Consider the following 13340-nt stretch of genomic DNA (forward strand, 5'->3'; position numbering starts at 1 on the left):
CCCGGAGGTCCTAGTCGGTGACGGCGAAGACGACCTTCTCGTTCTTGAAGCGTTCCTTGTTGATGAGCTTGACGACGGCGGTGGCCTTGTCCTCGGCGATGGTGAGGGTGTAGTGCTTGTCCCTCTCGATGGAGCCGGGGATGACGCTGACCTTGCCGATCTTCTTCAGGCCCACTTCGGAGGCCGTGATGGTGATGGTGTCCGTGGAGCGCAGGTCCAGGGCCTTGGTGAACACGCCGTCGGCCCAGTTGGAGCCGGCGCGGTCCTTGGCGAAGACGGGGACGACCACGACGCCGTCCTTCTCCAGGGCTTTGCGGTCGCCCACCACGTAGTGGAGGGAGTTGAGCTTGGCCTTGGCGGCCTCGTTGCTGGCGTTCAGGCTCTCCAGCTCCTTGATCATGTTGGTCTTCTCGGCCTGCAGGCCCTCGATGTCGGCCATGAGCTTGGCCTTCTGGGCGGTCAGGTCCGTGAGCTCCTCGGTCTTCTTGGCGGAATCGGCCTGGGCCACGTCACGCTCGCCTTCGATCTTGGCCTTCTCTTCGGCCTGGAGCTCGGTGGGGGAGATGTGGGCCTTGCCCTGGGAGACCCAGCTGCCGTAGACGCCGTTGTTGTAGAAGTGGTAGACCTCGAACCCGGCGGCCATCTTGTCCATGATCAGGACGCGGCTGACGAGCTGCTTGGCCTTCTCCTCGTTCACGCCCTTGCGCTTCAGGAAGCGCATGGCCATGCCGTAGTGGCTGTCGTTCTCCTTGGCGATGTCGGGCTTGGGCAGCACGGCGCGGAGCTTGGCGATCTTCTCGTTGAGGTCCTTGATCTCCTTGTCCTTGTCCAGCACCTCCTGGAGGAGGGCCTGGTAGGAGCTGTTCTTCTCGGCCTTGATGCGCTCTTCCAGGGCGCTCTTCTGCTCGGGCGTCAGCTGGAGGGTCTCGGCGTTGGGGCGGATGTCGTTGACGCCCGCGGCCTTCAGGTTGCGGGTCTGTTCCGAGCCGGCGACGTTGGCCTTCTGGCTCATCTTGTCCAGTTCGGCGGCCTTCTGGGAGAGTTCGTGGATCTCCTTGTCCTCGCCCGTCTTCTTGCAGGCCGGCGAAATCGTCAGCATCGCGACGGCCAGGGCTCCGAACAGGTATCGTGCTATTCGCGAGACGTTCATAAATACTCCATGGTTGAGTTGACTGGGGGAGGCTTTGCCCCGTCAGAATAGCCATCCTTGGTCCGGGTGGCAAGAAAGGGGACCCGGCATTTGCTGCTACCATTATTCTCCCAATCCGGCGGAGGCGTCATGTCAGCTGATTCCAGGGCTCTTTTCACCTCAGAAAGCGTCACGGAAGGCCATCCCGACAAGATCGCCGACCAGATCTCCGACGCCGTCCTGGACGCGGCGCTGCGAGGCGACCCGCGCAGCCGCGTGGCCTGCGAAACCCTCGTCACCACGGGCCTGATCCTGGTGGCCGGGGAGATCACCACCGAGTGCTACATCCCCGTGGCGCAGCTGGCCCGGGACACCGTGAAGGGCATCGGCTACGACCACAGTATCAAGGGCTTTGATTGCAACACGTGTGCTGTGATGGTCACCCTCGACCAGCAGAGCCCCGATATCGCCTTGGGCGTGGACACCGGGGGCGCCGGGGATCAGGGCCTCATGTTCGGGTACGCCACGGACGAGACGCCCGAGCTCATGCCGGCCCCCATCCACTTCGCCCACGCCCTGACCCGCAAGCTCGCCGAGGTGCGCAAGAGCCAGCAGATCCCCTGGCTGCAGCCCGACGGCAAGTCCCAGGTGACGGTGGAATACGACGGCCACCGGGTGGCCCGCATCCACACCGTGGTGATCTCCACGCAGCACGCCGAGTCCGCGGGGAACAAGGAGATCCGGGAGCGGGTCATCCAGGAGGTCATCCAGGCCGCCCTCCCGCCCGAGTATCTGGACGCCGACACCATCTACCACGTGAATCCCACCGGCCGGTTCGTCATCGGCGGCCCCATGGGCGACACGGGCCTCACGGGCCGCAAGATCATCGTGGATTCCTACGGCGGCACCGGCCACCACGGCGGCGGGGCCTTCTCCGGCAAGGATCCCTCCAAGGTGGACCGCTCCGCGGCCTACATGGGGCGCTATATCGCCAAGAACATCGTGGCCGCGGGCCTGGCGCGCACCTGCGAGATCCAGCTGGCGTACGCCATCGGCGTGGCCGAGCCGGTGTCCATCGCCGTGGAGACCTTCGGCACCGGGACCGTCAGCGACGCCGCCATCGTCCGGGCCGTGCGGGAGGTGTTCAGCTGCACGCCCAGGGCCATGATCGAGACCCTGGACCTGCGCCGGCCCATCTACCTCCCCACCGCCGCCTACGGCCACTTCGGCCGGGACGGCTTCAGCTGGGAGCGCACCGACAAGGCGGACGCCCTTCGGTCCGCCGCGCGCTAGGGGGGTTTCGCCCCCGCGCCCGCCGGGTTCGCCCCAGTTCCCTGGGACGCCGGCGCCGATGCCCGAATCTTGGTTCGCACGGGAACGATCCCGGCCCCACCAGGAGGAGGTAGCATGCGCACCTTGGTCCAACTATCCGGCATCGCGGCCATGGCCCTGGCGGGTTCCGCCGCCCAGGCGACCGATTTCGGCCCCCTCATGGACGTCGCCCACTCCACGTGGCCCGCCAAGACCCACATCGCCGTGGTGGCCGACTACGGCCGGTCCCAGGACGAGGTCCAGAACCTCGCCATGGCCGCCGGGGAAGGCCACCGCATCACCGTTCTGGACACCCGGAACCAGATCGACGTCGAGAAGGCCTACGGCCTCATCACGGACCGGGTGCGCCCCGACTACCTGGTCCTCCTGCCCAAGGACCGCCTGGTATGGGACGGCTCCTTCGCCGCCACCCAGGTGGTGAACCGCCTGGCCTACAAGGGCATTCCCTCGATCGCCACGACCCCCAAGGCCATCTCCCAGGGCGCCGTCTTCGCCATCGGCGAGGCCACGGGAATGAACCTGCTGGTCACCGACAAGGTGATCGGGACCGTGGGCGTGATCCTGCCGCAGCGGGCGAACTTCGTCAACAGCATGTCCAACTATGGAAAGGGGATGGCCACGGTTTCGGTGGTGGCGTCCCGCTGAACCGAATCCAGGCGATGGAAAGGACCCCTCCGGGGGTCCTTTTCCGTTGGGCACGAGCAGACCCAAGATTACTGAATTCCGCTGTTGCCAACCCTTTATCCCTGCGATCCGTCAGGTTCGGGAGAAGAACCTATCGCCGAGGAGCCGAGGATCGCCGAGAAATGCAGTTTCCCTTCCCGGCGATCCTCGGCTCCCCGGCGCCTCGGCGAAAGGCTTTTACAAGGGTGGTGCCGATCTTCGCGATCCAGGCCGCGAAAAGACATCGGGACCTCATTCGACACCCAACAAGGCCCGAAAGCCCCGCGCCAGAAAGGGCGCCTTCCTCCTGGACTTCGACTCGACCCCCATCGACTTGCCGAACCGCCTCCCGCCTGAACCTGATCCGGCCCGGAAGGATCCCGCGGACGCGCCTGGCTTGCCGGCCGCGGCAACTCCTGACCTTCCCCGCCTCAGAGCCACTCCCCCAGCTGATTCCGGTAGGTCCGGCTCATGGTCAGCTGGCTCCCGTCCTTCATCGTCACCAGGTAGTCTCCCCCGGTCCACGGCTCCAGGTGCCGGATGAAGTCCAGGTTCACGATGGCCGAGCGGTGGATGCGCCGGAAGCGGGAGGGGCTGAGCTTGTCCAGCATGCCGCTCATGGTCTGGCGCACCAGGTGGCTGGTGCCCTCCACGTGGAGCCGGACGTAGTTGTCCTCGGCCTCCACCCACTGGATGGCGGCGGGGCGCACGAAGGCGTAGCGGGTGCCCTCCTTGATGAGGAGGCGCTCGGGAGGGGGGCGGTCGGCTTGCACCTGCTTGAGCATGGGCTCCAGGGACGGGCGCGGGCTGCCCTGGATCCAGGTGCGCACCCGGGCCAGGGCGGCGGCGAACCGCTCGGGGTCGAAGGGCTTGAGCAGGTAGTCCAGGGCGTGGACCTCGAAGGCCTTCAGGGCGAACTGGTCGTAGGCGGTGACGAAGAGGGTGGGGGGCATCCGGTCCGGGCCCACCTCCTCGACGACCCCGAAGCCGTCCAGCTCGGGCATCTGGATGTCCAGGAAGACCAGGTCCGGGCGCAGGGCCTCGATGTCCCGCACCGCCTCCAGGCCGTTGGAGCATTCCCCCGCCACCTCCAGGTCCGGATGGTCCCCCAGCAGCCGGCGCAGACGCTGGCGGGCCAGCACCTCGTCATCGACTATCAGGGACCGGATCATCGTGGGGGCCGCCCTTCGGGTTCAATGAAGGGGTATACGCACGACGACGCGGGTCCCCTTATCCGGAACGGAGAATATCTCCAATCGATGATTTTCGTGATAAAGCATCAATAGCCTGGCCCGGGTATTCCGGAGGCCGACCCCCTCCCGGCTGCCTTCGAAGCCCGCGCCGTTGTCCTGGACCTCGAGGGTGAGCCAGGGGGCCTCACGGGTGGCGCGGATGAGCAGCTTGCCGGGCCGGGCCCGGGGAGCCAGGCCGTGCTTCAGGGCGTTCTCCACCAGGGGCTGCAGGAGGAACTTGGGCACGGGGGCCCGGGCCAGCCCGGGGGGGATGTCCACCTCCACCTCCAGCCGGTCCTGGAAGCGCACCTTCTCGATGGCCAGGAAGGCGTCCACCAGGGCCATCTCCTTTTCCAGGGGGAGCTCCTGGGAGGCCTCGGCGTCCAGGTTGAGGCGCAGCAGGTCGCCGAGCCTGGCCACCATGCGGTCCGCGGCCTGGGGGTCGGTGTGGATGAGGGCGGAGATGGAGTTGAGGGCGTTGAAGAGGAAGTGGGGCTGGAACTGGGCCAGGAGCATCTGGTTCCGGGCCAGGGTGAGCGACGCCTCGAGCTGGGCCGCCTCCAGCTCCCGCGCCTTCATCCCCTTGTAGAGGAGGAACCCGTGGAAGCCGCCCAGGACGGCCCACATGAGGATGAGGGTGGAGTGGAGGTAGGTGAAGAAGAACCGCAGCAGGTTCTTCCAGGGCCACTGGAGGATCTTGGCGCGCATCTCCGGCTCCTGGAAGGCCAGGGAGATGAGCCAGGCGATGCCCAGCCCCAGGCAGGCCATGACGAAGCCGGTCCCCAGGTTGATGATCCAGGCCGGCAGCCCCTTCAGGGAGAAGGACTGGATGGGGAAGCGCTGGGCGACGCGGAGGATGACGAGGCCTTCCAGGGCCCACACCGCGTTCTGCAGGAGGTTCATGGGCAGGACCGACAGGAAGGGCATGCGGTAGGCCACCATGTCCCAGGTGGTGTAGTAGAGGCCCATGAGGACCCAGATCCCGCCGTACATGATCCAGTGCACAGGCTTCTTGAACATGCCTCCATGGTGGTGGCCAACCCGCGCGCCCACAAGCCCCCGTGGGGCGAAGGAGCCGATTTCAGGGGCGGATTCCATCCAGGAATCCGGCCCAGGCCCGGTAGAGGGGCAGGACCTCGTCCCCGTGCTCGGGGCCCATGCCCAGGATCTCGCTGTGGTCCCACCCGTCCAGGACCCCCATGTGGCTCCAGACGCCGGGGCGGGGGGTGCCGCCGTAGGGTTCCACGGGGTCGCCGCCGGGTCCGGCCATGCTGACGGTGTTCACCACGCCGTCGCTGCGGAACCAGTCGGGGCCGGCGCCCGGGGCCCTTCCGATGTACCGCGCGCCGGAGCGCCAGAGGAGGTTCATGTGCGGGGCGGGGACGTGGAAGCCGCCGGGGCCGGGCTCGGTCTTGGCGGTGGACCAGGAGAAGGCGTAGACGTCCGCGGGGAGCCGGACCCAGGCGTTGAGGTCCCGGGCGCCCTCCGGGCTCAGCTCCCGGGCGCTGAAGTCCGCCGTGCCCGCCCACAGCGGCGTGGCCAGGATCCGGTCCCGGTAGGCCTTCCAGCTTTCGAGGGGGAGCCGCTGCAGGCCCCACTGGTCGAGCTTGAGGTCGTACACGGAGCTGGCGAGGCCCCCCGCCAGGGCCAGGATGCGCTGGGCGACTCCTTCCAGGGCCTCGCGCTTGCGGGTGAGGGTGGTGCCCAGGTGGGGCGTGGCGAGGGTGGTCAGGCTCAGCACGCCGGGGTGGCCGCCCCGGAACAGGGGGCTCAGGTCGCCCTCCGGCGTGGCCTGGCGCTCCTCTTCGGAACCCTCGGCCAGGAGGTGGGCCAGGACCCGGATGGTCTGGCCCCCCATGCTGTGGCCGATGAAATGGACGCCCAGCTCCCAGTCCGGAAGGAGGCCCGGGTAGGTGCGGCCGAACCGGGCGTGGCCGAAGCGCTCCGCGTGGGCCCTGCCGTAGTCGACCGTGCCCCCCCGCAGCTGCGCGTAGACCTCGGCGGCCCGGTCCCAGTTGCTGGAGAAGGGGCCCGGCGCGGCGGTGACCGCGGGGTGGCCCTTGGCGCGCAGGTCGTCCTGGATGTCCCGGCCGGGACCGCCCCAGTACTTGATGCCGAAGGCCTCCTCGCGGCCCCACACGGTGAAGCCTCCCACCAGGACGATGGGCGCGCGGCGGATCATTCCCTTGGGAGCCTCTTCCCCATGGCTTCCAGCATATCCAGTACGACCTTGCACTGGTCGCAGTCGGCTCCGGGATCCTCGCAGGGGACCCCGTCGGACTGCATCTCGTGGCACCTGGGGTTCCGGGCGAAGGCCAGGAGGTCCTCCAGGAGCTTCTCCACCCGGGTGCGCAGGGGGCTCTCGGGCATGTCCCGGAGGGTGGTGATCATGCGGAGTTCGGAGGCGGTGAGGCTGATGGGTTCGAACACGGGGCTCTCCGGAAAGGGACGGGGGGCGCGGGCGGGGATTCCGGCCGCGCCCCCCGGGGGTGCTGAAGGGCTATTTGCCCAGTTCTTCCACGGCCTTGACGCCCCAGGCGAAGGCCTCCTCGTTGAGGGGGATGAGGGCGCACTTGTCCTTGAGCATCTGCCCGATGGCGGCCGTGAGGGTGGCCTTGGGGAAGATGCCGGTGGCCGCCTGGAGGGCGCCCAGGGCCACGATGTTCTTGACCACGGCCTTGCCAAGGTCCACGGCGATCTCGGTGAAGGGCACGCCCACCACCCTGACGCCGGGGTCGATGCCCGGGGGGACGTCCTTGACGATCGAACTGTCGTAGATGATGGTGCCGCCCTTGACGACGGTCGGGCCGAACTTGGCCAGGCTGGGGGCGTTGAAGGCGATCAGGACGTCGGGGTGCGGGCTGGCGGGGTTGAGCACCTCGTCCTTGGCCACGTGCACGTCGGCGTAGGACGTGCCGCCTCGGCTCTCGGGGCCGTAGCTGGGGATGTGGGTGGCGTCGTAGCCCTCGTTGATGGCGGCGCGGGCGATGAGCATGGCCGCGGTCTGGGCGCCGTCGCCGCCGGAACCGGCCAGCTTCAGGGAGATGTCGGCGGGGTTCAGGTGGACGGGGAAGGCGTCGCAGTGGCGCACGGTGGTGTCGCTGGAGGCGCCCACGGCGTGGAGGAAGTGGTCGGCCTCGAAGTTCGGGGCGGGGCGCTTCCACCAGGATTCGGTGGCCAGGTCCTTCTTCACGCCCAGGGGGTAGATGGGGACCATGCACTCCTTGACCCACTTCTCGGTGTCCTCGGGGCTCATCTTGAGGTGGGTGGGGCACTCGGCCAGCACTTCCACGAAGGCGTAGCCGCGGCCCTCGACCTGGCACTGAACGGCCTTCTTGATGGCCTTCTTGGCCAGCCGCCGGTTCTTGGCGTCGAACAGGGCCACGCGCTCCACGTACACCGGGCCGTCCAGGCCCGCGATGACTTCGGCCATGCGCATGGGCTGGCCGTTGTACATGCTCCGCCCGTCGGGGCTGGTGGCGGTGGACTGGCCCATGAGGCTCGTGGGGGCCATCTGGCCGCCGGTCATGCCGTAGATGGCGTTGTTGATGAAGATGACGGTGATCGGGGCCCCGAGCTGCGCGGCCGAGACCGTCTCGGCCAGGCCGATGGAGGCCAGGTCGCCGTCGCCCTGGTAGCTGATGACGTTGGCCTCGGGGTTGCTGAGCTTGTGGCCCAGGGCCACCGCGGCGGCGCGCCCGTGGGCGGCCTGGGTGTTGCCCACGTCGAAGTAGTAGTAGGCGAACACCGAGCACCCCACGGGCGACACCAGCACGGTGTTCTCCTGGATGCCCAGCTCTTCGATGGCCTCGGCGAGATACTTGTGGGCCAGCCCGTGGCCGCAGCCGGGGCAGTAGTGGGTGGAGTTGCCCTTGAGGCCCGCGCCCTGGGAATGGCGCTCGAACTTGTCATAGAAGACGGACATCAGCGGACCTCCTTCGCCAGGATGGCTTTGACGTGGGCAAGGACCTCGGTCTGCTGGGGCAGCATGCCCCCGAAGTGCCGGACGTGGGACATGACGGGGAGCTGGGTGACGCCGGCCTTGGAGAGCGCCAGGCGGATCTCGTCCTCGAGCTGGCCGTTGCTGGCCTCCACGACGACCATGTGCTTGACGTGGGCCAGGTCCTTCATGAGCTGGTTGACCGGGAAGGGCCACACGGTGATGGGCCGGAAGAGGCCGGCCTTGATCCCCTGCCGGCGCAGGTCCTGCACGGCGCCCTTGGAGGCGCGGGCGGGGGTGTTGGTGGCGACGATGAGGATCTCGGCGTCGGCGGTCATGAAGGACTCGCTGCGGGTCTCGTTCTCCTCCATCTGCCGGTACTTGTCGTTCAGGTAGATGTTGTGCATCTCCAGATCGTGCTCGCTGAGGTAGATGGAGCTGATCAGGTTGCCGCGGTGGTCCGCGTCGCCGTTCACGGCCCAGGTGGGGATGCCGGGCTTGATCATGGCGGCGGGCAGGTTGACCTTGCCGGTCATCTGGCCCAGGTAGCCGTCGCCCAGGATGACCACAGGGTTGCGGTACTTGAAGGTGAGCTCGAAGGCCAGCATGGTCAGGTCGAGCATCTCCTGGGGGGTGCTGGGCATGAGGGTGATGGCGTGGGTGTTGCCGTGGCCGAGGCCGCGGCAGGCCAGCTTCACGTCGGACTGCTCGGGGGCGATGTTGCCCAGGCCCGGGCCGCCGCGCATGATGTTCACGAAGACCCCGGGGACCTCCGCGCCGATCATGTAGGAGACGCCCTCGAGCATGAGGCTGAAGCCCGGGGACGAGGTGAAGGTCATGCAGGGGTAGCCCGCGCCGCCGGAGCCGTACATGTGGTTGACGGCGGCCACTTCGCTCACGGCCTGCAGGAAGGTGCCGTCCAGCTTGGGAAGGAGCTTGGCCATCAGCTCGGCGCCCTCGGTGGAGGGGGTGATGGGGTAGCCGAAGACGTGGCGGCAGCCCGCGAGCAGGGCGCCCAGGGCCGAGGCGTAGTTGCCCTTGATGACCAGGGGCTCGGTCTTCGGCAGGGGGATCAGGGTGTTGGGGACGACCTTGGGCTCGGGGCGGGGGGTCTTGCTGCCGAAGAGCTTGGCGGGGTCCTGCAGCTCGAAGTCCACGTCCTGGGGGGTCTCGCGCAGGCCGTAGGGCTCGGGGCACGCGTCCATGCAGAGGCCGCAGGCGTTGCACGCGTCCAGGTCGATGACGACCGGCACGTAGCCCGTGGCGGCGTCGATCTCCTTGTCGAACGTGATGCAGTGCTTGGCGCAGGCGCTGATGCACCTGCCGCAGCCCTTGCAGTAGTCCGGCAAGAGGAACGGTTTGGGTCTTTCCTTCAGCTGAGCCATTTGCACTCTCCTCAGGGCAGGGTGGACGTATTGAAAATTAAGGGGTCTAGCCAACTCGACGCTGAAGTATCAAGCGGCGTCCCAGTGCAGGGGGTCACATTTGGACGCCACCTTTGTCATGATGTAGACCGGAGCCGCCATGAATTCGAATTCCGTGATCCGACCCATCTGCGCGGCCGACGACGGGGCCGTGGCGGCCATCATCCGCGCCGTGATGCCCGAATTCGGCGCAGACGGCCCCGGTTTCGCCATCCACGATCCGGAAGTCGATCACATGTCCGCCGCCTACGGCGGGCCCCGGGCGGCCTACTTCGTCCTGGAGGAGGGCGGAACGGTCGTCGGCGGGGCCGGGGTGGCCCCCCTGGAAGCCGGTCCCCCGGACATCTGCGAACTCCGGAAGATGTATTTCCTGCCCTCGGCCCGGGGCCGGGGCCAGGGGGAGCGCATGATGCGGACCTGCCTGGACAGGGCCCGGGAGCTGGGGTTCCGCTCCTGCTACCTGGAGACCCTCACGGGCATGGACGCGGCCATGAGGCTCTATTCCCGCGTCGGGTTCCGGCCCATCTGCGCCCCCATGGGGGCCACGGGGCACCATGGGTGCGATAAGTGGTTTATGCTTGATCTGGAGGCGACCCCATGATCCTGGGGATGGGCACCGACATCTGCCCTGCCGCCCGGTGGGCCCACCTCCTGGACCGCTTCGGGGAGAAGGCCCTCCGGCGGGTCCTCTGCCAGGAGGAGGCCGATTACCTCCTGGGGGGGAACCGCCAGCGGCTTCCGGAGCGGGCCGCCGGCAGGTGGGCCCTGCGGGAGGCCTTCGGCAAGGCCCTGGGGATCGGCCTGGACGGCTGGTCCTGGAAGCAGCTCAGGTTCCTGGACGGGAAGCTGTGGGCTGAGGGAGAATTGGCCCGGATGATCCAGGACAGGGGGGTGGGCCCCATGCACGGCAGCGTCACCCATGACGGGGGAATCTCGTTCGCCGTGGTCATCCTCGAGAAGAAAGGTGACCGCGATTAATGCCTTTTGCCAATCCCGCCGATCCCGCATGATAAGAGACCGTCCAACCCCCACCCGGAACGCGTAGATGACCGCTCTCCCCACCAATCAGCAGATGAGCGTCCAGGACTTCCTGGCGATCCGGGAGTTCATCTACGCCAAGACGGGAATCTTCTTCAACGAATCCAAGCAGTATTTCCTGGAGAACCGGCTGAACCGGCGGATCCAGGAACTGAACATGAGCAGCCACCGGGACTACCTGGGGCACCTGCAGGGGCACGCCGGCCGGGAGGAGCTCAAGCAGCTCTTCAACGAGATCACCACCAACGAGACCAGCTTCTGGCGGAACCCCCCCCAGATCGAGGCCTTCCAGAAGATCGTCCTGCCCGACGCGGTGTCGCTGGCCAAGGCGCGCGGGGCCAACCGGCTCCGGCTCTGGTCCGCGGCCTGCTCCTCGGGGGAGGAGCCCTACACCCTGGCCATGATCTGCGCCGAGGCCAGGGACACGCTCCTGCGGGGCATGCAGGTGGAGATCGTCGCCACGGACATCTCCGAGAAGGTGCTGGCCATGGCCCGGGAGGGGAACTACGGCAGCTACACCCTGCGCAACCTCACGCCCGTCCAGATCAAGCAGCACTTCAACCAGCAGGGGCCGGACAGCTTCCTCGTCAAGCCCGAGCTCCAGCAGCTCATCAGCTTCCGGAACTTCAACCTGGTGGACTACGCCAACTACAAGAGCCTGGGCTCGTTCGACATCATCTTCTGCCGGAACGTCCTCATCTACTTCGACGAGGCGGTCAAGGGCAAGGTGATCAAGGGGTTCCACGAGGTCCTGCAGCCCAAGTCTTTTCTCCTTGTGGGGCACAGCGAATCCATCCACTCTTTCAACGTCGGCTTCGAGCTGCTTCACTTCAGCAAGGCCATGGGCTACCGGAAGCGCTGACCAGGAGGGTTCAACCAGATGCCCATCACACCCCAGGAACTGATCTCGAACCTCGGCGACCTGCCCCCGCTTCCGCAGGTGGCGGCCCAGGTTCTTCGCCTGGCCGCGGATCCGGATTCAACCACGGATGAGCTCCGGCGGGTCATCTCCTCCGACGTGGCCCTCACGACGCAGATCCTGAAGATCGCCAACTCCGCCATGTTCGGCATGGTGCGCGAGGTCAAGACCCTCACCCAGGCGATCATGACCCTGGGATTTTCCACCATCAAGAGCGTCGTCATCGCCTCCAGCGCCAAGAACCTCTACAGCCGCGGGGGCACGGGCCTCCAGGAGCGGGTGCTGTGGGAGCACGCGCTGGTCACGGCCCTCTCGGGACGCGCCTACGCCAAGGCCTTCCGGAGCCCCCGGGTGGAGGAGGTCTTCCTGGGCGGGCTCATGCACGACATCGGCAAGTCCGTCATGGGCATCAAGTTCACCGACCGCTACTCCGCGCTCGTGCGGAGCATCTACAACGGCGAGGCGGACTGCCTGGAATCCGAGCTCGACCTCTTCGGCTTCGACCACACCATGGTGGGCGAGGCCCTCCTGATCTCCTGGAACCTGCCCGCGAGCATGGTGCACGCGGTGCGCTGGCACCACGACCCCGGCCACGCGCCGGCCGAGGACCAGGCCCTCACGGCCTTCGTCGCCCTGGGCAACCAGATGGCCCTGGACCGCAAGGTCGGCCTCGGACGCCCCGAATCCCTCGCCCGCAGCACCCGTCAGGCCGTCGAACTCCTGGGCATCGCCCCAGAGGACCTGGAGGGCTACCAGCTGCAGGTCGTGGAGGCCCTCGAGACCGACAAGAACCTCATCCGGGACTTCTGACCATGATCACTTCCGAGCTCGTCCGCACGAGGGTGAGAACCCTCCCCAGCCTCCCCACCACGGTGGTGTCGCTGGGCCAGGCGGTCGCGGACGACCGGTGCAGCGTGGACCGGATCCTGAACATCCTGGCCAAGGACCCGGCCCTGTCGGCCACCATGCTGCGCCTGGCCAACTCGGTCATGTACGCCGGCGACCAGCGGGTCATGGACCTGCGCACCGCCGTGATGCGCCTGGGCTTCGAGGCCCTGCTGAACCTGGGCCGCACCGCCGCCATCATCCGCAGCTTCCGGGGCTCCAACCACATGGACCCCTTCCGGCTCTGGCAGCACTCCGTGGCGGTGGGCCTGGTGTCCAAGGGCATCTGCCGGCTCATCAAGATGAACCACATGGACGAGTCCGCCTACCTCGCGGGCCTCCTGCACGACATCGGCAAGATCGCCCTGGACCGCTGCTTCACGGAGGAATACGGCCCCGTGGTCCTGGCCATCGAGCGCGGCGACGCCTGCCTCGACGCGGAGTTCGGCAACCTGGGCATCACCCACGCCGAGGTGGGGGCCATGGTCGCCGAGCACTGGAGCTTCCCCGCGCCCATGGTCACCGCCATCCGCGACCACCACCAGGACCACCCGAAGGAGTTCCTTCCCGCGCTGGTGCAGATCGCCGATCTCCTGGTGCGCACCCGCATCCCCAACGGTCCCGCCGACGAGACCCTGATGTTCGCCCTGGAGGAGCAGCCCGCCTACCCCGTGGTCTTCGGCGGCGGGGACTTCGACGCCGAGCGCCTCACCTTCAGCATCGACGACGAGCTCGAGCACGCCGTCACCTTCGTGAAACTAGCCTTCCAGGATTGAAT

Annotated in this window: 14 protein-coding genes; 7 read left to right on the plus strand and 7 right to left on the minus strand. The window is 67.4% G+C overall.

What is annotated here, in order from left to right:
• Positions 1 to 10 precede the first annotated feature (10 nt).
• Positions 11 to 1150, minus strand: coding sequence for a coiled-coil domain-containing protein (locus tag ACZ5MC_RS06400; RefSeq protein WP_306599488.1), 1140 nt, complete (start codon positions 1148 to 1150; stop codon positions 11 to 13).
• Positions 1151 to 1279: 129 nt separating this feature from the next.
• Between ACZ5MC_RS06400 and metK the strand changes: the two genes are divergently transcribed.
• Together metK and ACZ5MC_RS06410 are read left to right on the plus strand one after the other, a co-directional pair.
• Positions 1280 to 2422 (plus strand): methionine adenosyltransferase, encoded by a 1143-nt coding sequence (metK, locus tag ACZ5MC_RS06405; RefSeq protein ID WP_464517331.1) that lies wholly within the window; start codon positions 1280 to 1282, stop codon positions 2420 to 2422.
• Positions 2423 to 2536: 114 nt separating this feature from the next.
• A complete protein-coding gene (locus tag ACZ5MC_RS06410) occupies positions 2537 to 3106 on the plus strand; it encodes a hypothetical protein (protein WP_464517332.1) in 570 nt (189 codons plus the stop codon).
• 449 nt (positions 3107 to 3555) lie between these two features.
• Here the strand turns inward: ACZ5MC_RS06410 and ACZ5MC_RS06415 are convergent, their stop codons facing one another.
• The 6 genes from ACZ5MC_RS06415 to vorB all read right to left on the minus strand — a co-directional run bounded on the left by ACZ5MC_RS06415 (position 3556) and on the right by vorB (position 9681).
• Positions 3556 to 4296, minus strand: coding sequence for a LytR/AlgR family response regulator transcription factor (locus ACZ5MC_RS06415; RefSeq protein WP_464517333.1), 741 nt, complete (start codon positions 4294 to 4296; stop codon positions 3556 to 3558).
• Between the two features lie 21 nt (positions 4297 to 4317).
• On the minus strand, positions 4318 to 5376 hold the full coding sequence (locus ACZ5MC_RS06420; protein WP_464517334.1) for a sensor histidine kinase: 1059 nt from the start codon (positions 5374 to 5376) through the stop codon (positions 4318 to 4320).
• 61 nt (positions 5377 to 5437) lie between these two features.
• On the minus strand, positions 5438 to 6538 hold the full coding sequence (locus ACZ5MC_RS06425) for an esterase/lipase family protein (RefSeq protein WP_306599493.1): 1101 nt from the start codon (positions 6536 to 6538) through the stop codon (positions 5438 to 5440).
• Entirely contained in the window at positions 6535 to 6786 is a 252-nt protein-coding gene (locus ACZ5MC_RS06430; RefSeq protein WP_306599494.1) for a hypothetical protein, read from the minus strand. The genes ACZ5MC_RS06425 and ACZ5MC_RS06430 overlap by 4 nt, the downstream gene beginning before the upstream one ends.
• Before the next feature lie 70 nt (positions 6787 to 6856).
• Positions 6857 to 8281 carry a 2-oxoacid:acceptor oxidoreductase family protein gene (locus tag ACZ5MC_RS06435; protein ID WP_306599495.1) on the minus strand — a complete coding sequence of 475 codons (1425 nt, stop codon included), beginning with the start codon at positions 8279 to 8281 and terminating at the stop codon, positions 6857 to 6859.
• Entirely contained in the window at positions 8281 to 9681 is a 1401-nt protein-coding gene (gene vorB, locus ACZ5MC_RS06440; protein WP_306599496.1) for a 3-methyl-2-oxobutanoate dehydrogenase subunit VorB, read from the minus strand. Before vorB ends, ACZ5MC_RS06435 begins: the two co-directional genes overlap by 1 nt.
• Positions 9682 to 9820: 139 nt before the next feature.
• Between vorB and ACZ5MC_RS06445 the strand changes: the two genes are divergently transcribed.
• The 5 genes from ACZ5MC_RS06445 to ACZ5MC_RS06465 all read left to right on the plus strand — a co-directional run bounded on the left by ACZ5MC_RS06445 (position 9821) and on the right by ACZ5MC_RS06465 (position 13338).
• The gene (locus ACZ5MC_RS06445; protein WP_306599497.1) at positions 9821 to 10321 is read left to right on the plus strand and encodes a GNAT family N-acetyltransferase; all 501 of its coding nucleotides are present in this window, start codon (positions 9821 to 9823) and stop codon (positions 10319 to 10321) included.
• Positions 10318 to 10698, plus strand: coding sequence for a holo-ACP synthase (locus tag ACZ5MC_RS06450; protein ID WP_306599498.1), 381 nt, complete (start codon positions 10318 to 10320; stop codon positions 10696 to 10698). Before ACZ5MC_RS06445 ends, ACZ5MC_RS06450 begins: the two co-directional genes overlap by 4 nt.
• A gap of 67 nt (positions 10699 to 10765) precedes the next feature.
• Positions 10766 to 11620 (plus strand): CheR family methyltransferase, encoded by an 855-nt coding sequence (locus ACZ5MC_RS06455; protein WP_306599499.1) that lies wholly within the window; start codon positions 10766 to 10768, stop codon positions 11618 to 11620.
• An 18-nt stretch (positions 11621 to 11638) separates the two neighbouring features.
• Positions 11639 to 12487: an HDOD domain-containing protein gene (locus ACZ5MC_RS06460; RefSeq protein WP_306599500.1), complete on the plus strand. Its 849-nt coding sequence runs from the start codon at positions 11639 to 11641 to the stop codon at positions 12485 to 12487.
• A gap of 2 nt (positions 12488 to 12489) precedes the next feature.
• Positions 12490 to 13338, plus strand: coding sequence for an HDOD domain-containing protein (locus tag ACZ5MC_RS06465; protein WP_464517335.1), 849 nt, complete (start codon positions 12490 to 12492; stop codon positions 13336 to 13338).
• Positions 13339 to 13340: the final 2 nt, after the last annotated feature.

The sequence above is a fragment of the Mesoterricola sp. JemC181 genome (assembly GCF_055384585.1).